General features: G+C 72.0%; 15 protein-coding genes. 9 read left to right on the top strand and 6 right to left on the bottom strand.

Going from position 1 to position 18,712, the window contains the following annotated elements; translation table 11 throughout:
- Positions 1–4 precede the first annotated feature (4 nt).
- Positions 5–1,750 (bottom strand): malto-oligosyltrehalose trehalohydrolase, encoded by a 1,746-nt coding sequence (gene treZ / locus L0P92_RS17090; protein WP_234763578.1) that lies wholly within the window; start codon positions 1,748–1,750, stop codon positions 5–7.
- 372 nt (positions 1,751–2,122) lie between these two features.
- Here treZ and L0P92_RS17085 point away from each other — a divergent pair, with 372 nt between their 5' ends.
- From L0P92_RS17085 to L0P92_RS17075, 3 genes are all read left to right on the top strand, one after another.
- Positions 2,123–2,674, top strand: a complete 552-nt coding sequence (locus tag L0P92_RS17085) for an FHA domain-containing protein (protein WP_234763577.1) — start codon at positions 2,123–2,125, stop codon at positions 2,672–2,674.
- A gap of 138 nt (positions 2,675–2,812) precedes the next feature.
- A complete protein-coding gene (locus tag L0P92_RS17080; protein WP_234763576.1) occupies positions 2,813–4,183 on the top strand; it encodes a M14 family zinc carboxypeptidase in 1,371 nt (456 codons plus the stop codon).
- Positions 4,180–4,599, top strand: coding sequence for an SSI family serine proteinase inhibitor (locus L0P92_RS17075; protein WP_234763575.1), 420 nt, complete (start codon positions 4,180–4,182; stop codon positions 4,597–4,599). The genes L0P92_RS17080 and L0P92_RS17075 overlap by 4 nt, the downstream gene beginning before the upstream one ends.
- A gap of 77 nt (positions 4,600–4,676) precedes the next feature.
- On the opposite strand, the gene L0P92_RS17070 is transcribed toward L0P92_RS17075, so the two are convergent.
- From L0P92_RS17070 to glgX, 3 genes are all read right to left on the bottom strand, one after another.
- The gene (locus tag L0P92_RS17070) at positions 4,677–5,927 is read right to left on the bottom strand and encodes a M14 family zinc carboxypeptidase (RefSeq protein ID WP_234763574.1); all 1,251 of its coding nucleotides are present in this window, start codon (positions 5,925–5,927) and stop codon (positions 4,677–4,679) included.
- A 339-nt stretch (positions 5,928–6,266) separates the two neighbouring features.
- Positions 6,267–8,630, bottom strand: coding sequence for a malto-oligosyltrehalose synthase (gene treY / locus L0P92_RS17065; RefSeq protein WP_234763573.1), 2,364 nt, complete (start codon positions 8,628–8,630; stop codon positions 6,267–6,269).
- A gap of 87 nt (positions 8,631–8,717) precedes the next feature.
- On the bottom strand, positions 8,718–10,835 hold the full coding sequence (gene glgX / locus L0P92_RS17060) for a glycogen debranching protein GlgX (protein ID WP_234763572.1): 2,118 nt from the start codon (positions 10,833–10,835) through the stop codon (positions 8,718–8,720).
- A gap of 191 nt (positions 10,836–11,026) precedes the next feature.
- Between glgX and L0P92_RS17055 the strand changes: the two genes are divergently transcribed.
- The 4 genes from L0P92_RS17055 to L0P92_RS17040 all read left to right on the top strand — a co-directional run bounded on the left by L0P92_RS17055 (position 11,027) and on the right by L0P92_RS17040 (position 15,418).
- A complete protein-coding gene (locus L0P92_RS17055; protein ID WP_234763571.1) occupies positions 11,027–11,839 on the top strand; it encodes a Tat pathway signal sequence domain protein in 813 nt (270 codons plus the stop codon).
- Positions 11,840–11,895: 56 nt separating this feature from the next.
- On the top strand, positions 11,896–13,224 hold the full coding sequence (locus tag L0P92_RS17050) for a copper amine oxidase (RefSeq protein ID WP_234763570.1): 1,329 nt from the start codon (positions 11,896–11,898) through the stop codon (positions 13,222–13,224).
- 72 nt (positions 13,225–13,296) lie between these two features.
- Positions 13,297–14,565, top strand: coding sequence for a DUF5919 domain-containing protein (locus L0P92_RS17045; RefSeq protein WP_234763581.1), 1,269 nt, complete (start codon positions 13,297–13,299; stop codon positions 14,563–14,565).
- A gap of 115 nt (positions 14,566–14,680) precedes the next feature.
- Positions 14,681–15,418 carry a 3'-5' exonuclease gene (locus L0P92_RS17040; RefSeq protein WP_234763569.1) on the top strand — a complete coding sequence of 246 codons (738 nt, stop codon included), beginning with the start codon at positions 14,681–14,683 and terminating at the stop codon, positions 15,416–15,418.
- A 40-nt stretch (positions 15,419–15,458) separates the two neighbouring features.
- Here L0P92_RS17040 and L0P92_RS17035 read toward each other — a convergent pair whose 3' ends face one another.
- A complete protein-coding gene (locus L0P92_RS17035; protein ID WP_234763568.1) occupies positions 15,459–15,959 on the bottom strand; it encodes a YbaK/EbsC family protein in 501 nt (166 codons plus the stop codon).
- Entirely contained in the window at positions 15,926–16,900 is a 975-nt protein-coding gene (locus L0P92_RS17030; protein WP_234763567.1) for a DMT family transporter, read from the bottom strand. Before L0P92_RS17030 ends, L0P92_RS17035 begins: the two co-directional genes overlap by 34 nt.
- A gap of 92 nt (positions 16,901–16,992) precedes the next feature.
- Here L0P92_RS17030 and L0P92_RS17025 point away from each other — a divergent pair, with 92 nt between their 5' ends.
- On the top strand, positions 16,993–17,901 hold the full coding sequence (locus tag L0P92_RS17025) for a LysR family transcriptional regulator (protein ID WP_234763566.1): 909 nt from the start codon (positions 16,993–16,995) through the stop codon (positions 17,899–17,901).
- Positions 17,902–17,970: 69 nt separating this feature from the next.
- On the top strand, positions 17,971–18,657 hold the full coding sequence (locus L0P92_RS17020; RefSeq protein ID WP_234763565.1) for a DNA alkylation repair protein: 687 nt from the start codon (positions 17,971–17,973) through the stop codon (positions 18,655–18,657).
- The last annotated feature ends 55 nt before the right edge of the window (positions 18,658–18,712 follow it).

Genomic DNA, 18,712 nt, shown 5'->3' with positions numbered 1-18,712 from the left:
CCGCTCACCCCTGCAGCAACACCACCCCCGACTCCCCGGGCACATGCAGCACCCCGTCCGCGCCCGGCGCCTCCACCGGCTCCCACGCCGCCAGTACGGTGGCCCGGCGCGGCCCCAGCGGGATCGCCGCCGCCTCCTTGGCGAGGTTGACCGCCACGCGTACGTCACCGCGCCGGAAGGCGAGCCAGCGCTCCCGCTCGTCGTAGGCCACCTTGGTGTCGGCGAGGTCCGGGTCGGTGAGGTCGGGCTGTTCGTGGCGCAGGGCGATGAGACGGCGGTACCAGTCCAGCACGCGCGCGTGGGGCTCGCCGTCGATTTCGGACCAGTCGAGGCAGGAGCGGTCCCGGGTCGCCGGGTCCTGCGGGTCGGGCACGTCCTCCTCGGCCCAGCCGTGCTCCGCGAACTCCCGCCGTCTGCCGCGCCGTACGGCTTCAGCGAGCTCGGGATCGGTGTGGTCGGTGAAGAACTGCCAGGGCGTGCCGGCGGCCCACTCCTCGCCCATGAACAGCATCGGCGTGAACGGCGCGGTCAGCGTCAGCGTGGCCGCGCAGGCCAGCAGGCCCGGGGAGAGCAGGGCGGCGAGCCGGTCGCCCTGGGCGCGGTTGCCGACCTGGTCGTGGGTCTGGCCGTAGCCGAGGAGGCGGTGCGCCGCCACGCGCGTACGGTCCAGCGGGCGACCGTGGCGCCGGCCCCGGAAACTCGAGTACGTGCCGTCGTGGAAGTAGCCGCCGGTCAGGGTCTTGGCGAGGCCGGCCATGGGAGTGCGCGCGAAGTCGGCGTAGTAGCCCTGGGACTCGCCGGTCAGCGCGGTGTGCAGGGTGTGGTGGAAGTCGTCGTTCCACTGCGCGTGCAGACCGAGGCCGCCCTCCTCGCGCGCGGCGATGAGCCGGGGGTCGTTCAGATCCGACTCGGCGATCAGGGACAGCGGCCGGCCGAGGTCGGCGGCGAGGGCGTCGACGGCCGTCGACAGCTCCTCCAGGAAGTGGCACGCGCGCGTGTCCTTCAACGCGTGCACCGCGTCCAGCCGCAGCCCGTCGAGCCGGTAGTCCCGCAGCCAGGCCAGCGAGCTCTCCAGGAGGTACGCGCGCACCTCGTCCGAGCCGGGCGCGTCCAGGTTGACCGCGGAACCCCAGGGGGTGTGGTGCTTGTCCGTGAGGTAGGGGCCGAAGGCGGGCAAGTAGTTCCCGGACGGGCCGAAGTGGTTGTGCACGACGTCCAGGAGCACCCCGAGACCCAGCTCGTGCGCCCGGTCGACAAAGCGTTTCAGCGCCTCGGAACCACCGTACGGCTCGTGCACGGCCCACAGCGAGACGCCCTCGTACCCCCAGCCGTGCCGCCCGGGAAAGGGGCACAGCGGCATCAACTCGACGTGGGTGACGCCCAGTTCGACGAGATGCCCGAGCCGCTCGGCGGCCGCGTCGAGCGTGCCCTCCCGCGTGTACGTGCCCACATGCAGCTCGTACAGCACCGCGCCGGGCAACGGCCGTCCCGCCCACTCGGTACGCCACTCGAACCGTCCGTGGTCGACGACCGCGCTCAACCCGTCCGGGCCGTCCGGCTGCCGGCGCGAGCGCGGATCGGGCAGCACGGGGCCGTCGTCCAGCGCGAAGCCGTACCGTGTCCCGTCCCGCGCCTCCGCCTCCCCCCGCCACCATCCCGCGCGATCGGTATCGCGCTCCAACGCGCGCGTGACACCCTCACAATGGAGCGTCACACGGCCGGCCTGCGGTGCCCACACCTCGAACTGCACGGACGGTTCCCCTTCGTCTGCTCACCGTGATCCAGGGCCTGTCCGGCGGATCATGCCGGCGTCGCGGGGTCTGGCACGCACATCTGCCGCGTTGTCGTCGGTTGCCGACGCTCCGCGTCGACGCCCTCCTCCGCCTTGCAGCTGCACGCACCAGACCCCGCTCGGCTTGGCCGGAAGGGGCTGCTTCCTTCAGCCGGCCTGATCCGCCGGACAGACCCTGGCCCCGTCCATGGTGCTTCAATCGAGATCAATCCGCTTCTGAATCTTCCCTTTTGCGGCAGGTGTCGTGACCGGTCCTGTCGATCACGCGCGCGTTGTGGCCGTTTCCCCGTTTTCTGGACACCGGGGGTTCGCTGACCGACAATCAGCGACGTGACGTCGTCCTTCGAGTTCAACACGTACCCCGCGCGGCTTTCCGACGTGGAGCGCGACAAGGCGCTGAAGGTGCTCCGTGACGGCGTCGCCATGGGCCGGCTGTCACATGACACGTTCGTGCGGCGCATGGAACTCGCGCTCTCCGCCCGCCGTGCCGACGAGCTCGCCGCGCTCACCGCGGACCTGCCCTCCGAGAGCCGTCTGTCGCGTCTGGTGTTCGGCACCGTCGAGGCGGTCTCCGGGTTCACCGTACGGCTGCGCAGGGCGTGGCAGGCCGAGCGGCTGCCCAAGCTGCCGCTGCCCCACCCCTCGGCCGGCCACCCGCTCCGCATCGGCCGCGACCCGCTCAACGGATTGCGGCTGACCCACGAGACGGTGTCGCGGGTGCACGCCGAACTGAGTCACCAGGGCGGCCTGTGGGTCCTGCGCGACCTCGGCTCCACCAACGGCACCACGGTCAACGGCCGACGTGTCATCGGTGCCGTCGTGGTCCGCGAGGGGGATCAGGTCGGCTTCGGCCGGATGTCGTTCCGGCTCGCCGCGAACTGAGCCCCGCCACGGCCCTGGCCTGCCCCTTGGTTGAAGTGTTGACTCAAGTCCCTTTGCCCTCTGTGGTGTTGACGTAGTCGTCAACTCGTGACTGACTGTGCGTACACCATGCACATCAGGTGAACCGACGGCACCGCATTGTGGAGGTGTGCCCTGCCGCCACTCCTCCGCTACCCGACCGTCGACGAGCTGGGCGCCCGGGCGTCCGCGCTCGTCGCCCGCCGCCCCCGCGACGCCCGTCTGCGCCGCGTCGGGACGTCCCGCGCGGGCACGCCCCTGTGGCTGTTGTCCGTCGGCCACGGCAGCCGTCAGGCCCTAGTCGTCGCCGGTCCGCACGCCAACGAGCCGGTCGGCGGCGCCACCGTGCTCCGGCTGGCCGAACGGGTGCTCGCCGACCCCCGGCTGCACGAGGGCGCCGACGCCACCTGGAACCTGCTGCTGTGCCTCGATCCCGACGGTCTGCGCCGCAACGAGGGCTGGTTGCCCGGCCCCTACGCCCTGTCCGGCTACTTCCGGCACTTCTTCCGCCCCGGCTTCCTGGAGCAGCCCGAATGGCTGCCGGACGGCGCGGACCGGGCCACGCTGCCCGAGACCCGCGCGCTGCTCGAACTCCAGGACGAACTGCGGCCCTTCCTGCAGTGCTCCCTGCACGGCGTCGACGTCGGCGGCGGCTTCGTCGAGCTGACCCACGACCTGCCCGGCCTCTCCCAGCGCGTCGCCCACACCGCCGCCCGCCTCGGCATCCCGCGCGAGCTCGGCCCCTACGACACCCTGTACTGGCCGGAACTGGGACCCGCCGTCTACCGGATCCCCAGGCCGCGCCGAGGCGACCTGGCCGCCGCCATCACCGAGGCGGCCGTCGAGTCGACGTGGTTCCACCCGTACCGGCACGGCACGGTCACGGCGGTCGTCGAGGCCCCCATGTGGGGTGTGGCCGGCGTGGAGGACGGCGCCCCGCACCCGGATGAGGAAACGGTCCTGCGCAGGGTGAGCCACACCCTGCGGCACGACACCCGCGTCCTGAACGGGCTGCTGGAACGCCTGCGGCCGCACCTGCCCGCCGGACCCGACACGGCCCGGCTGCTCGCCCCGGTCGACGACTATTTACTGGTCTGCCCCGGGCTCGCCGACACCTGGGACCCCGACGTGACGGACCCGGTCGGCGTACACCCCCTTCCCTCGCTCAGCACCGCCCACCTGGCCGCCCTGCGCATCGCCGGTCGGCGCCTGGCGCTGCGGACCGCCGGGCTGCTGCACCAGCTCGTGACGGGCGCCGGGCGCGACCCGGCCGGCGCGCTGCCCGAGCTGGACCTGCTCATCGAGGAGTGGTGCGAGGACTACCGCGACGGCTGCGGGGCACGCTGGATACCGGTCGCCCGCCAGGTGGAGTACCAGGCGCGGGTCGTGCTCGCCGCGTTCGAACTCGCCGGACGGCACGCTCCCGCGTGCTCCCGTTCGGGTGAGTCGGGGTGGAATGCCGGGGCCGCCGTGCCGATGCATCGGGAATGACGCACTCATTCACGGCGAAAGCGGTACGGGGCGGCCTGCTGGCGGCGGCCGCCATGCTCGTCCTCGGCGCCACTCCCGCGCGGGCGGTGGTCCAGGAACCCCAGCCGGGAAGCTGGCTCTATCTGACGGTCACCCGGGGCGACGCCCGCCACGGCGACCCGCACGGCACGCTGCTGCTGTGCGACCCGCCGCAGGGCCACCAGAAGGCGGCCGAGGCCTGCGCGGACCTGGAGCGGGTGGGCGGCGACATCAGCCGGCTGCGCACGGTGGACGCGTTCTGCCCGATGATCTACGCCCCGGTGACCGTCCACGCGCGCGGGGAGTGGAACGGCCGGCCGGTCGACTACCGCGAGACCTTCGCCAACGGCTGTGCGATGGGAGCGCGGACGGGGTCGGTGTTCGCCCTGGACGGCTGACGCCGTACGCCACACGGACGCACGCGCGCGTACGGCGCCACGGCTCGCGCCGACCGGCCCCATACGGGCGGCTCGGCTCACGTCGCTCCCTCGCGCGCGTGCAGGGCCGCCGCGACGACCGTGCGGGACTGGTGCTCGACCTGGTGCTCCAGGGGCACCCAGCGGGCGCGGAAGCGTTCGGCGAAGGCGTCGCTCCAGCTCGCCACGAGGTGTTCCAGGCGCTGCGCCCCGCGGTCGTCGGCCTCCTGAAGGACGCGCAGCAGCATGGCCGCCGCCCGCAACGGCAGCCGGCGCCCGAATGCGTCCACGCTCCCGACGTACGCCATGGTGTTGTCGGCGGGCGGCGATTGCGCCCAGTCGGCGGCCAGACCCGGCACCAGCTCCAGCGCCCACTTCGAGGCCCGCAGCAACGGCCCGTCGACACCGTCCAGACGGGGGAGCGCCTCGGCGAGCACCCGCTCCACCTCCACGGTGTCGCGCAGCAGCCGGGCCGCCAGCCGCCGCATCGCCCTCGCCGGCGCCGGATGCGGCGCCGGGTCGTCCACCAGGTCGCTCGCCCACATCGGAACCTCGACGACCGCGGTCAGCCCGCCGTACCGGTGCACGTGGTACCAGGTGCTGCTGCGCGCGTCGTCCGGCATGCTCGGATACGCCGCCCCCGCGCCGGGCGCCGGCATGACGTGCACACCGGGGCCGGACGCGGGCCAGCCCGCCGCGTCCGAGGCGCCGGTCTCCACCGGGATGTGCAACTGCGCCGCCGACTTCGCGAACGGCTCGGCGAGTCCGGGGACGTCCTTCGTCAACTGCACCCAGCTGCCGCCCAGATCGGTCCCGTGCAGCGTCACCTGGAGGTAGGGGCGCAGTTCGTCGATGACCCGGGTCAGCGCGCGGGTCTCGGGCGGCAGCCGGTCGGGCGGCAGCGCGGCCGGCGCCCACTCCGGCTGCTCCGGGGCCGCGGGCCGGAAGAAGCCGCGATGGTAGTCGAACAGGGTGCGAGGCGCCGGGGTGACGTGCAGGCTCGCGCCGTCGGGATCCGCGCACAGCAGGAAGTGCCAGGAGGTGTCGGCCCGCAACTCCCGCTCGTGCAGCACCCGTTCGGCGACCGCGAGGAGTGTGGGGCCGCCCGTCGGCTCGTTGGAATGCGCGCCGGCGACCACCAGGACGGCGCGCCGGGTGTGACCGATGGACAGCAGGTGGAGGGGTCTGCCCGCCCGGGACGTCCCCACCTGTCTCAGCGTGCACAGGCCCGGACGGTGAGCGGCCAGTGCGCGGGCGGACATGACTAGTTCGGTCAGCGTGGGGTAGCGCAGCTCCGGCAGGAGACTCACCCCCGTCACGTCCGCCCGGCTCGCAATCCGCAGTACCCCACGGTCTGGTTTACCTGTCAAGGAGTGCACGGGGGAGCCTCCCGGGGGCGCCCGGTCGCATTGGCCGCCGAGAGATACGGCCGGTCGCCGTCAGCGGGAGTGCCAGGTCCGCTCCGCCGGCCGTCGCGCACCCTTCGCCTGCACTGATGCGCGTCGGGGCGGCCGGGCGTGCGAGGGCCTCGGCGCTCGTCACCACGCGCCGGCCGCCGTACCCGAGCCCCGGGAGCGCACGCGGGCCCGAGCCGGTCGCGAGCACGAGGCCACGGCGCGCCGCACGGCCGTACGCCCCGTGAGCACGGCTCACACTCCCGTCTCCTCACCGACCCGTTCGAGCAACGCCACCGGCAGCCGCTCGAACAACTCCGCCACGCGCGCGTGCCCGGTGAACTCCCGCTCCGGAGCGAGCACATCGGCCCACCGCCCCGGCGGCAACGGCAGCACGGTCTCCCGCCAGCCGCCCGCCCGGGCCAGCCGCAGCGACAGCCGGGTCACCGCGGTGACCACCTCTCCGGAGCGCGCGAAGGCCACACAGTGGGCGGCCGAGAGGCCCTCGGCGGCCAAGGGCGCGTACGACGCCGAGTCCCCGAACACCTTCGGGCGCCGACTGCGCAGCCGTAGCGCGGCCGTCGTCACCGCGCCCTTCTCGCCGGGGTCCTCGTGCGGGAACCGCGCGACCCCGCGGTTGTCCGGGTCCACCAGCGCCCGGTACTCGCCCTCCGTGCCCTGGTAGACGTCAGGCACGCCCGGCATCGTCAACTGGGTCAGGGCCATGCCCAGCACGTTCGCCCGGATGTGCGGCTCCAGACGGCTCCGGAAGGCGGCGACGCGCTCGGCGTGCGCACCGCACGGCCCCGCGGCGACGAACGCCGCCACCGCCTCCTCGTACGGCGGCTCCTGCTCCGTCCAGCTCGTGAACAACCCGGCCTCGCGCACATGCTTCAACAGCGCCCCCTGAACGCGGTCGACGTCCGCCTCGCCCAGACCGAACACCGTCTGCCAGGCGGCCCACGCCAGCTGCGCGTCCGGGACGCCCTCGCCGTCCCGGGTCACCTCGGTCAGCACGTCGGCCCAGCGCTCGGGGCACTGCGTGAGCACGGCCAGCGCGGCTCGTACGTCGGCACTGCGCTTGGTGTCGTGCGTCGAGACGGCCGTCCCGGTCCCGGGCCAGTCGCGCTGCACGCGCGCGCAGTACGCGTGGAACTCGTCCGGCGAGACCGCGGGGCTCCCCGGGTTCCCGCCCACCTCGGTCGCCGACAGCAGCGGCACATGGCGGTAGAACGCCGTGTCCTCCACCGACTTGGCCCGCAACGCCGACGCCGTCTGCGCGAACCGCGTCCGGAACTCCACGTGCTCCGGTCCGTCACCGGCCCGCCCGAGCACCAGGTCGCGCACCACGTCGACCGCGCCGGCCTCCTCGGGCACCACGAAGGCGAGCCGGGCCTCGGCAGCGGCTTCCTCGGTGACCACAAGGGCCGCGTCACCGGAGGCGTACGGCCGGTAGACCTCAAGCCGGACCAGGAGCTCCTGAAGCGCGGTACGCAGCGCCCAGGGCGCCCGGTCGCGCAGCGCGGGCTCCGGGGACGTGGCGCACAGGCGGCTCGCCACCCGCGTCAGCCGGTCCACCTCCGTGGCCAGCTCGTGCGTGAGCACCTTGTACGCCGCCCGCCGCACCGTGGCCTCCCAGTCGCCGCCCCGGTCCGTCTGCGGGGCCGCGAACCGCCGGTACTGGCCGAGGAGTTCCCCGAACCCGGCCGGGTCGGTGAAGAGGCCGTCGACGTGCCGCAGCGCGTCGTAGCCGGTGGTGCCCGCGACGGGCCAGGAGGCCGGCAGGTGCTCCCCGTCCGAGAGGATCTTCTCCACGACCGTCCAGCGTCCGCCGGTCGCCTCGTGAAGGCGCCGGAGATAGCCGTCGGGGTCGGCGAGACCGTCGGGATGGTCGATCCGCAGGCCGTCGATCACACCCTCGTGGAGAAGCTGGAGGATCTTGGCGTGCGAGGCGTCGAACACCTCCGGGTCCTCCACCCGCACCCCGATCAGCTCCGAGATGCTGAAGAACCGCCGGTAGTTGAGCTCCGTCCGGGCCAGCCGCCACCACGCCAGGCGGTACCACTGCGCGTCCAGGAGCCGCGGCAGCGGCAGTTCCCCGGTGCCCTCGCGCAGCGGGAACACATGGTCGTGGTAGCGCAGGACGTCACCGTCCACCTCCAGGTGACCGAGCTCCTCGCCCAGCGGACGCCCCAGCACCGGCAGCAGCACCCGGCCGCCCTGCGCCTCCCAGTCGATGTCGAACCATCGCGCGTACGGCGACTCGGCGCCCTCGCGCAGCACCTCCCACAGGGCGCGGTTGTGGCGCGGGGCCATCGCCATGTGGTTCGGCACGATGTCCACCACCAGGCCCAACCCGTGTTCCCGCGCGGTCCGCGCCAGTGCGCGCAGCCCCTCCTCACCGCCCAGTTCCGCGCGCACGCGCGCGTGGTCCACGACGTCGTAGCCGTGCCCCGACCCCGGGACCGCCTCCAGGACCGGGGACAGATGCAGATGCGAGACGCCGAGCGAGGCCAGGTACGGCACGGCCGCGGCCGCGGCCGCGAACGGGAACGCGGGCTGCAGCTGCAGCCGGTAGGTGGCGGTCGGCACCATCGGGTCAGGTCGCTCAGGTGTCATGGAAACGTACGTACCCGCCCTGCCGCCCTTCGTGTCATCGGCCCCGCCACGTGGGCCGCCCATCGGCCCTCGGCCGGGTGAACCGTCCTAGACCGGCCGCTGCAGCACCGTCATGCTGCGGTCCACCAGCGTCAACCGCTCCCCGGCCTGCACCTTGGCCCCCGTCCCCGGCGGCACCCCGTCCGCGCGCGCGGTGTCGACGACCACCTGCCACTGCCGGCCGTGGTTGACCGGCACGACGAAGTCGAGGGTCTTCGGTGAGGCGTTGAACATCAGCAGGAACGAGTCGTCGCTGATGCGTTCCCCGCGCGAGCCCGGCTCCGAGATCGCGTTGCCGTTGAGGAACACCGTCAGCGCGGAGGCCTGCGCGCGGTCCCAGTCCCGCTGGGTCATCTCCTTGCCCTGCGGGGTGAACCAGGCGATGTCCGACAGGTCGTCGTGCGTGCCCTCCACGGGGCGTCCGTGGAAGAAGCGCCGCCTGCGGAAGACCGGATGGTCCCGCCGCAGCCACACCATCGCGCGCGTGAAGGCGAGCAGCCCGCTGTCGGTCTCGTCGGCGTCGAGCCACTTCACCCAGGCCAGCTCGCTGTCCTGGCAGTACGCGTTGTTGTTGCCGCGCTGCGTGCGCGCGAACTCGTCGCCGTGGCTGAGCATCGGCACGCCCTGGGACAGCATCAGCGTGGCGATGAAGTTGCGCATCTGACGGGCGCGCAGCTCCAGGACGGCCGGATCGTCGCTCTCGCCCTCCGCCCCGCAGTTCCAGGACCGGTTGTGGCTCTCGCCGTCCCGGTTGTCCTCGCCGTTGGCGTGGTTGTGCTTGTCGTTGTACGAGACCAGGTCGTGCAGGGTGAAGCCGTCGTGGCAGGTGACGAAGTTGATGGAGGCCAGTGGTCGCCGCCCGTCGTCCTGGTACAGGTCGGACGAGCCGGTCAGCCGGGAGGCGAACTCCGCCAGCGCCCGGTGCTCGCCGCGCCACAGGTCCCGTACGGTGTCGCGGTACTTGCCGTTCCACTCGGTCCACAGCGGCGGGAAGTTGCCCACCTGGTAGCCGCCCTCGCCCACGTCCCACGGCTCGGCGATCAGCTTCACCTGGGAGACCACCGGGTCCTGCTGCACCAGGTCGAAGAACGACGACAGCCGGTCCACCTCGTGGAACTGCCGGGCCAGGGTGGCCGCGAGGTCGAAGCGGAAGCCGTCGACATGCATCTCGGTGACCCAGTACCGCAGCGAGTCCATGATCAGCTGCAGGACGTGCGGGGACCGCATGAGCAGGGAGTTCCCGGTCCCGGTGGTGTCCATGTAGTAGCGCGGGTCGTCGGTGAGCCGGTAGTACTGCGGATTGTCCAGGCCGCGGAAGGACAGCGTGGGGCCGAGATGGTTGCCCTCGGCGGTGTGGTTGTAGACCACGTCGAGGATGACCTCGATACCGGCCTCGTGCAGCGCCCGGACCGCCGACTTGAACTCCAGGACCTGCTGGCCGCGGTCGCCCCAGGAGGCGTAGGCGTTGTGCGGGGCGAAGAAGCCGATCGTGTTGTAGCCCCAGTAGTTGTTCAGGCCCATGTCGACCAGCCGGTGGTCGTTGACGAACTGGTGGACCGGCATCAGCTCCAGCGCCGTCACGCCCAGCTCGGTGAGGTGCTCGATGAGCGCCGGGTGCGCGAGCGCGGCGTAGGTGCCGCGCAGTTCCTCGGGCAGCCCCGGGTGGCGCATCGTGAGGCCCTTGACATGGGCCTCGTAGATCACCGTGTGGTGGTACTCGGTGCGCGGCCGGCGGTCGTCGCCCCAGTCGAAGTACGGGTTGACCACGACCGACGACATGGTGTGCGGGGCCGAGTCCAGGTCGTTGCGCCGGTCGGGCGCGTCGAAGTGGTAGCCGTACACCTCCTCGCCCCAGCGGATCGCGCCGCTGATCGCCTTGGCGTACGGGTCGAGCAACAGCTTCGCGGAGTTGCAGCGCAGACCGCGCTCCGGGGCGTACGGGCCGTGCACCCGGAAGCCGTAGCGCTGTCCCGGCATGACGCCCGGCACGTACGCGTGCCGTACGAAGGCGTCGCTCTCGCGCAGTTCCACCGCCGTCTCCGAGCCGTCGTCGTGCAGCAGACACAGCTCTACTCGGTCCGCGGCCTCCGTGAAGACCGCGAAGTTGGTGCCGGCGCCGTCGTAGGTGGCACCGAGTGGATATGCCTCTCCAGGCCAGACCTGCATGGACACGACTCTTTCAGCTCGGGCACGCCGTCGGGGGCGCCTTGCCGTCGAGTCTCCCCGAAAGTGAGGGAACCACCTATGACTTACGTCCCTCTTACCGGTCGACCAGTGCAGACGCGGTACGGCCACCAGGGGCGTACCGGTGGGGCAGACACGTACTCCCGTGGATGTTGGGGGAGTAGGGGGAAGATGTGCGCGAGATAGTGCACCGCCATCTGGGCAAGGTGGTGGCCGGTGCGGCCGTCGCGGTGGCCGGAACCGCCGTGATGATCGGAATCACCCTGCCGGGCACGGCGGGGGCGGACACGACGGGAGGGACCGACAGCGGCGGCCGGTCGACCCAGCAGTCGGCGCAGGGCCGGGACGGCGCCGCGGCCGTGCAGCCCGGCGTGGTCGAGGAGGCGCCGGCCGAGGGCGACCGCGGCAAGGGCAACGACCCGCTGACCGACGACGAGATCGCGCGGGTCGAGAAGCTCGCGGTGAACCGGCAGCTGATCGACCGCAGCGAGAACGTCAGGGGCGCGCGCGGCCCGCAGCGTATCGACGTGCAGCTGGCCGAGCCGGACGCCGACGAGGTCGACGACGCGAGCGCGCCCCGGCGCGCCGACGTGACGGTCTACGACTACCAGGACGACACCCTCGTCACCAGGACCGTCAACCTCGACACGGGCAAGGTCGAGCGGACCACCACCCAGCGCGGCGTGCAGCCGCCGCTGAGCCTCGCCGAGCAGACCGAGGCCGCCAAGCTGCTGATCGCCGACCCGCTGGGCGCCGATCTGAAGGCGGACTACAAGGACGCGACCGGCAAGGAGCTCACCTCGCCGGACCAGCTTCAGCTGAGCAGCATGGTGTACCGGGCCGCTCCGGGCGGGTCGGCGTCGGTCGAGAAGTGCGGCGAGCACCGCTGCACCCGGCTGTTCCCGAAGATCAAGAACGGCCCGTGGGTCGACACCCGGGACTTCGTGATCGACCTGAGCGCCCGCAAGGTGATCAGGCTCGGCTGAGCCGACCTCAGTTCACTTTTCCAACTCTGCACCTCCTGTAAGGGAGTCATCTCTTCATGCGCGTCAACAGAATCAGCCGTGCCCGCAGGGGGGCGGCCCTCGGCCTGTCCCTGGCCGCGCTGGCCGCCGGTGCGACGACCGGAGCGGGACCGGCCGCCGCCCAGCCCGAGGCGGCCGCCGCCCCGGCACCCAACTGCAGCGCCGCCTACCGCATCGAGCAGAAGCTCTCCACCGGAACCACCTGGCGGATGTGCTGGCGCTTCAACGGCACCTCCGGTGTCGTCCTGGAGGACATCTCCTACCAGCCGCCCGGCGAGGCCAAGCCGATCAAGGTCCTCAACAGCGCCAAGCTGGCCCAGATCCATGTGCCGTACGACGACGGCGACTCCGAGTTCAACGACGTGACCGAGTACAACTTCGGCAACGGCCTGCTGAACATGAAGCCCGCGGAATGCCCGGGCGGCACCATCAAGACCGTCAAGGTCCGCGAGCCCATGTACTCCAACTCGCAGAACGTCAAGGGCCTGTGCGCCACCACGCGTTCGCGCGGCCACGCCTACCACCTGCAGACCGAGCCGCCGAACGGGAACATCGGCAAGACCTACCAGGCCCAGGGCAAGGACCTGCTGCTCTACACCGTCAACAAGGTGAGCTGGTACGAGTACATCACCGAGTGGCGGTTCCAGGACGACGGCACCATGACCATGAACGTCGGCGCGACCGGCAGCCTCGCCCCGGAGGACTACGACGCCGGTGACGGCCGCGGCTGGCCCATCGGCAAGGGCGCCAAGGACTACGCCGACAGCCACAGCCACAACGTCTTCTGGCGGCTCGACTTCGGCCTCGACGGCTCCTCCAAGAACCGCGTCGAGCAGTACGACTCGAAGGTCAGCCCGGCCGCGGGCGACCGGGGTCCGACCAACAGGACGACGCTGACGAAGGTCACCAAGGAACTCGCCGGCGACGCCAAGAACATGCGCTGGTGGCGGGTGGTCAGCGCGACCGGCAAGAACAAGGACGGACACGCGCGCTCCTACGAGCTCGTCCCGGGCGCCCAGACCAAGTATCCGGGCCGCCCCTTCACCAACCACGACGTGTACTTCACCGAGTACAACAAGTGCGAGCAGTACGCCAGCGGCAACCTGGGTGCCTGCCCCGCCGGACACCCCGACTCCGTCGACAAGTGGGTCAACGGGCAGTCCCTCACCCACCCCGTGGTCTGGATGAACGTGGGCTTCCACCACATCGTGCGGGACGAGGACCAGCAGCCGATGCCGGTCCACTGGCAGGGCTTCTCCATCGCCCCGCGCGACGTGACCGCTATGAATCCGCTCACTCCGGCGGACCTCAAGGGCATCAACGGGCACGTCGGCCGGGACAGTTGAGAAACGACCCTGTCCATCCGGCTGCACCGCCCACCGCTCCCGGAGTACCCTTCCTTGATCGTTGGGACGGGGATGCTCGGGGGAGCGGAAGGCGGTGCGCGGGTGGGCTCGGGAGGGCTGGAGTTGCCCCCTGGTGACGAGGGTCACGAGGGGAACTCCGCAGACGTCCCGCCCGGCACGGTGTCCCTGGCCCGGCCGATGGAGACCAGCTCCATCGGCCCGGAGCTGGACTGGGACACCGAGGCCTGGCTCGAGGTGCGCACCCGCGCCCAGCGAGCCGGCCGGGCCTACATCTGGCTGAACCTCGTCGAACAGCGGCTGCGTGCGGTCGTGGCCGCCGTCGTGCGCCCCATCTACGAACCCGTCCACGGCGAGGACTGGGTGGTGGCCGCCGCCGGACCGGCCGGCCAGGAGTGGGTGCAGCGCGCGGTCGCCGTGCGCGAGGTCAGCCGCCGCAAGGGCTACCTGCTGGACCCGGCCGACGACAACGTCCTCAGCTTCCTCACCCTGCCCCAGCTGCGCGAGCTGATGGTGCAGCACTGGCCGTGCTTCGAGCCGTACGTCGACGACCGCCGCGACGTCGAACTCGCCCTGGACGAGCTCGAAGTGACCCGGAACGTCGTCTCCCGCAACCGCGCCCTGTCCGAGGCGGTCCTCAACCAGGCCGAACGGGCCTCGGCGCGGCTGCTGGAGATCCTCGGCACGGGTGGCGACGTGCCCTCCGCGCGCCGGCTGCCCATCGACGCCGTCGAGGACCTGGTCGGCGACCGGTACGCCGACGTGGTCGCCGTGCACCCCGACCGGGTGCGGCTGCTGCGCCAGTTCCCGGCCGAGGACATCTTCGGCGGCGCCCGCCGGCTCGACGCCATCGGCATCGGCCTCAACCTGCTCGTGCAGAACTTCTCCGGGCGCCGGCTGGTGCGGCTCGCGGAGTCCGGCTGCCGGGTGCGGCTGCTGTTCCTGAACCCGGCCTCCAGCGCGGTCAAGCGGCGCGAACGCGAACTCGGCATCAAGCGCGGCGAGCTGAGCCGCGCCGTCGAGATGAACATCCTGCACATGCGCCGGGTCCGCTCCCGGCTGCGGGACCCGGGCGCCTTCGAGATCCAGGTCTTCGACGAGACGCCCCGCTTCACCGCCTACCTCGTGGACGGCGACGGCTCCGACGGCATCGCGGTCGTGCAGACCTATCTGCGCCGGATGCGCGGGCTGGAGGCGCCGGTCCTGGTGCTGCGCAACGGCAGCCGGGTACTCAAGTCGGACGAGATGGACGAAGGTGGCCTTTTCCCTACGTATCGCGAGGAGTTCGAGCTCATGTGGGCGGATTCGCGACCTGTGTCCTGACCCGTGTCCTGAACCGTCCGGTGGGGCTGAGCGGAACGCGGTCCTCTGATTGTCAGTGGCCCATGGGAAGGTGGAGACCACTGGGGGAACGCACCACCAAGAAGGGGGACCGCCCATGGGCTGGCACCGTGAGCTGCTGATCGGCTTCGACCTGGAGACGACCGGGACCGATCCGCGCGAGGCGCGCATCGTCACCGCCGCCGTGATCGAGGTCAGGGGCGGGCAGCCCATAGGGCACAAGGAGTGGCTGGCCGATCCGGGCGTCGAGATCCCGGCCGACGCGGTCGCGGTCCACGGCATCAGCAACGAGCGCGCGGCCGCCGAGGGCCGCCCCGCCGACCAGGTGGCCGACGCCGTCGCCGACGTCCTCGTCACCTACTGGAAGACGGGCGTACCGGTCGTCGCCTACAACGCGGCCTTCGACCTGAGCCTGCTCTCCGCCGAACTGCGGCGGTACGGACTGCCGTCCCTGCGCGACCGGCTGGGCGGCCTGGACCCCGCCCCCGTCATCGACCCGTACACCATCGACCGCTGGGCCGACCGCTACCGCCGCGGCAAGCGCAACCTCGAAGCGGTCTGCCGGGAGTACGGCATCGCCCTCGACGCCGCCCACGACGCCTCCGCCGACGCGCTCGCCGCGGCCCGGCTGGCCGGTGCGATAGGCGACCGCCACCCCAAGATCGCGGCCCTCGGCCCGGCGGAGCTGCACCGCCGCCAGATCGAGTGGTACGCCGAGTGGGCGGCGGACTTCCAGAACTTCCTGCGCCGCAAGGGCGACCCGACCGCGGTGGTCGACGGCACGTGGCCGCTGAGGGAGCCGGCGGAAGAGACGGTGGCGGGCGAGTCGGTCTGAGGAGCGACGGGCGCGCAGGACCGGCCCTATCGCCGGGCCGTCACACCGACGCCGGTGTCGCGATGCGCTCGACGCGGGGCTTGGCCAGCCGCTCGTAGTCGGCACCCGAGATGAGCAGCGAGCGGTCGAGCCGGGCCGCGTTGAAGTACAGCTTCGGCTGGGCCACGACGTCCGGGTCGGCGACCAGTTCGAGGTCGGGGTCGAAGCTGAACGGCAGGACGGTGCCGGGGACCGCACGGGCCAGCCGCTCGGCGGTCTGCGCATCGCTGAAGCCGACGTAGCGCGCGGCGAACAGCGCCCGGACCGCGTCCAGGTCCACTCGCCGGTCCCCGGGGACGACCGCGAGGACGTGACGTGTCGTGCGCCGGTCCACCTTGACCCGCAGCACGATGCACTTCGCGGCCTCGGAGGCCGGGTGGCCGCGCAGCGCACAGACGGCCTCGGTGGCGCCTTCGGGCTCGTGGTCGATGAGGCGGTGGTCGACGGAGGAGGAGTCGAGCAGGGAGATCAGGTGCTCGTAGGTGTCGGTGTGCTCTGGCATGCGGTGTCCTTGGGATCGTCTGTGTCGAGGGCTTGGTGTGAGGGGAGCCGGGACCCCGGTGCGGCGCGGTGCGCCCGTTCCACCGCCTGCCCCCAGTACGTACCGGCGACCATCAGAGCCGCTCCGAGGCCGGTCAGCGCGGTGAGGTGGTCGCCGCCGAGGGCTACGCCGACCGCGACGGCCCATACCGGCTCGGTGCCCAGCAGCAGACTGGCCCGGCTCGCGGAGGTGCGCTGCACCGCCCAGGTCTGGGCCAGGAAGGCGAACACACTGCAGAACAGGGCGAGATAGACCAGTTGCGCCCAGGTCGCCGGGGCCGCGCGGACCAGCGTCGGCAGGTCGAGGGCGGCGACCGGCAGGAACAGGGCCGTGCCGACGAGGGTCTGCACCGTCGTGAGCTGGAGCGGGCGGATCGCGCGGCCGGTGGTGAAGCGGCCGACCAGTGCGACATGCCCGGCCCGGATCACCGCGGCGCCGAGCATCAGCAGATCGCCGAGGCGCGGTGCGTGGAAGCCGTCGCCGGACATCAGCAGGCCGACGGCCAGGACGCAGACGCCGGTCGCGGCGAAGAACGAGGCGGGCAGTGCGCCGCGGTGGCCGCCGCGGTCGAGAAGCGGGGTGAGGACGATGGTCAGGCTGATGATGAGACCGGCGTTGGCGGCACTGGTGTGGGCGACGCCGTACGTCTCCACGACCAGGACCGCCGCCTGGGTCAGGCCCAGGGGCACGCCGGCCCGCAGCTCGGCACGCGTCCACCTGCGCGACCCGCCCCGCCGGGAGGCGACCAGACCGAGACAGGCGAGCGCGGAGAGGGAGTAGCGGGCGAACAGCACCAGCAGGACGGGCAGCGCGGCCGTCGCCGTCTGGGCGGACAGATAGCTGGAACCCCAGACGAGCGCGACAAGGAGGAGTACCGCATCGGTACGGCGGACGTCGGACACCCGCCTACGGTGCACCGGAGGGGACCATGAAGCCCAGTACCACCTTCTAAAACGATCATTTAGTGGCACTACATCGTCCCTAGACTGGGGCCATGGACGAACGGCAGCTGCGGATCCTGCGGGAGCTCGGCGAACTGGGCAGTGTCACGGCGGTCGCCGAGGCGCTGCTGGTCACGCCGTCGGCGATCTCCCAGCAGCTACGGCTGCTCCAGCGCGCGATCCCGGTGCCGCTCACCGAGCGGCAGGGCCGTCGGCTGGTGCTCACCGACGCCGGACAGGCGCTGGCCGGTGCGGCCGTGGAGGTGGAGACGGCGCTCGCCCGGGCGCGGCACACCGTCGAGGAGTTCCTCGGGCGGCCGGACGCGCAGGTGTCGGTGGCGGCGTTCCACAGCGCGGGCTCCGCGTTCTTCCCACTGCTGCTGCGCGTACTCGCCGCGCCGGGCCGGCCGGTGCCGAGGCTCGCCGACGAGGACGTACCCCAGGAGGACTTCCCCCGTCTCACCAGGGAGTACGACATCGTCCTCGGTCACCGGCTGGACCACGCCCCGCCCTGGCCGGACACGGTGGCCACGACGACACTGCTGCGCGAGCCGCTCGACGTGGCCATGCCCGTCGACCATCCGCTGGCCGCCAAGCGCCGGGTCACCCCGCGTGACGTCGCCGACCAACGATGGATCGCGGCGCACGACGGTTTCCCGGTGCTGGCGGTCATCGAGGCCATCGCCGCCGCGGCCGGCCGCCGCCCCCACCTCGCCCACCGCATCAACGAGTTCGCGGTGGTGGCCGAGGCAGTTGCGGCCGGGGGCGGGATCGCCCTGATCCCCCGCTGGACGATGCGCCCGCATCCGGCGCTGGTCCTGAAGCCACTGAGCGGAGTCCGGGCCAGGCGCCACATCGACGCGCTCTACCGTCCCGAGCGCACGGCCCGCACAGCGGTCCGCACCGTCCTGACCGAGCTGCGTCACACCGCGCGCGTCATCCAGAACGCGGGGCCGCCCTGAGGACCGCACGAGGAGGTGGCCGCTTTCCGTCGTAGGCTGAACACCGCACATGAGGGACAGGAGACCGACGTGGCCGAGACGGCGCTGACCGAGACGACGGTCGCCGAGGTGCTGGCCGAACTGGCCGAGCTCGACGACCCGAAGATCCGCGCGGTGAACGAGAAGCACGGCGACGATCACGGCGTGAACCTCAGCAAGCTGCGCGCGCTCGCGAAGCGGCTCAAGACGCACCAGGAACTCGCGCGCTCGCTCTGGGCGACCGAGGACACCGCGGCCAAACTGCTGGCGCTGCTGATCTGCCGGCCGAAGGCGTTCGAGCGCGACGAGCTGGACACCATGGTGCGCGACGCGCGCACCCCCAAGGTGCACGACTGGCTCGTGAACTACGTGGTGAAGAAGAGCCCGCACGCCGAGGAGCTGCGCGTGGCCTGGTTCGCCGATTCCGATCCCGTCGTCGCGAGTGCCGGCTGGGCGCTGACCACCGAACGCGTGGCGAAGAAGCCCGAGGGCCTCGATCTCCCCGGACTGCTCGACGTCATCGAGGCGGAGATGAAGGACGCCCCGGACCGGCTCCAGTGGGCCATGAACCACTGCCTGGCACAGATCGGGATCGAGCACGCCGAGCACCGCACCCGCGCCCTCGCCATCGGTGAGCGCCTCGAGGTACTCAAGGACTACCCGACGTCCCCGGGCTGCACCTCACCGTTCGCGCCCGTCTGGATCGCCGAGATGGTGCGCCGGAAGAACGACGCCTAGGCACCACCGCACGCACGCACGCACGGACGGTCGGGATCGGCGTCGAAGAGCCCGC

Origin of the sequence: Streptomyces muensis (assembly GCF_021474425.1) — a bacterium.
Classification (GTDB): domain Bacteria; phylum Actinomycetota; class Actinomycetes; order Streptomycetales; family Streptomycetaceae; genus Streptomyces; species Streptomyces muensis.
The sequence above is the reverse complement of the archived record's forward strand: the minus strand, read 5'-3'. Positions and strand labels throughout refer to the sequence as shown.

Bases quoted from the DNA above. Each gene is read 5' to 3' on its own strand.
- L0P92_RS17075 (WP_234763575.1), top strand. From the start codon at position 4,180: ATGACGCACTCATTCACGGCGAAAGCGGTACGGGGCGGCCTGCTGGCG.
- treY (WP_234763573.1), bottom strand. From the start codon at position 8,630: ATGACACCTGAGCGACCTGACCCGATGGTGCCGACCGCCACCTACCGG.
- glgX (WP_234763572.1), bottom strand. From the start codon at position 10,835: ATGCAGGTCTGGCCTGGAGAGGCATATCCACTCGGTGCCACCTACGAC.
- L0P92_RS17050 (WP_234763570.1), top strand. From the start codon at position 11,896: ATGCGCGTCAACAGAATCAGCCGTGCCCGCAGGGGGGCGGCCCTCGGC.
- L0P92_RS17045 (WP_234763581.1), top strand. From the start codon at position 13,297: ATGCTCGGGGGAGCGGAAGGCGGTGCGCGGGTGGGCTCGGGAGGGCTG.
- L0P92_RS17040 (WP_234763569.1), top strand. From the start codon at position 14,681: ATGGGCTGGCACCGTGAGCTGCTGATCGGCTTCGACCTGGAGACGACC.
- L0P92_RS17035 (WP_234763568.1), bottom strand. From the start codon at position 15,959: ATGCCAGAGCACACCGACACCTACGAGCACCTGATCTCCCTGCTCGAC.
- L0P92_RS17025 (WP_234763566.1), top strand. From the start codon at position 16,993: ATGGACGAACGGCAGCTGCGGATCCTGCGGGAGCTCGGCGAACTGGGC.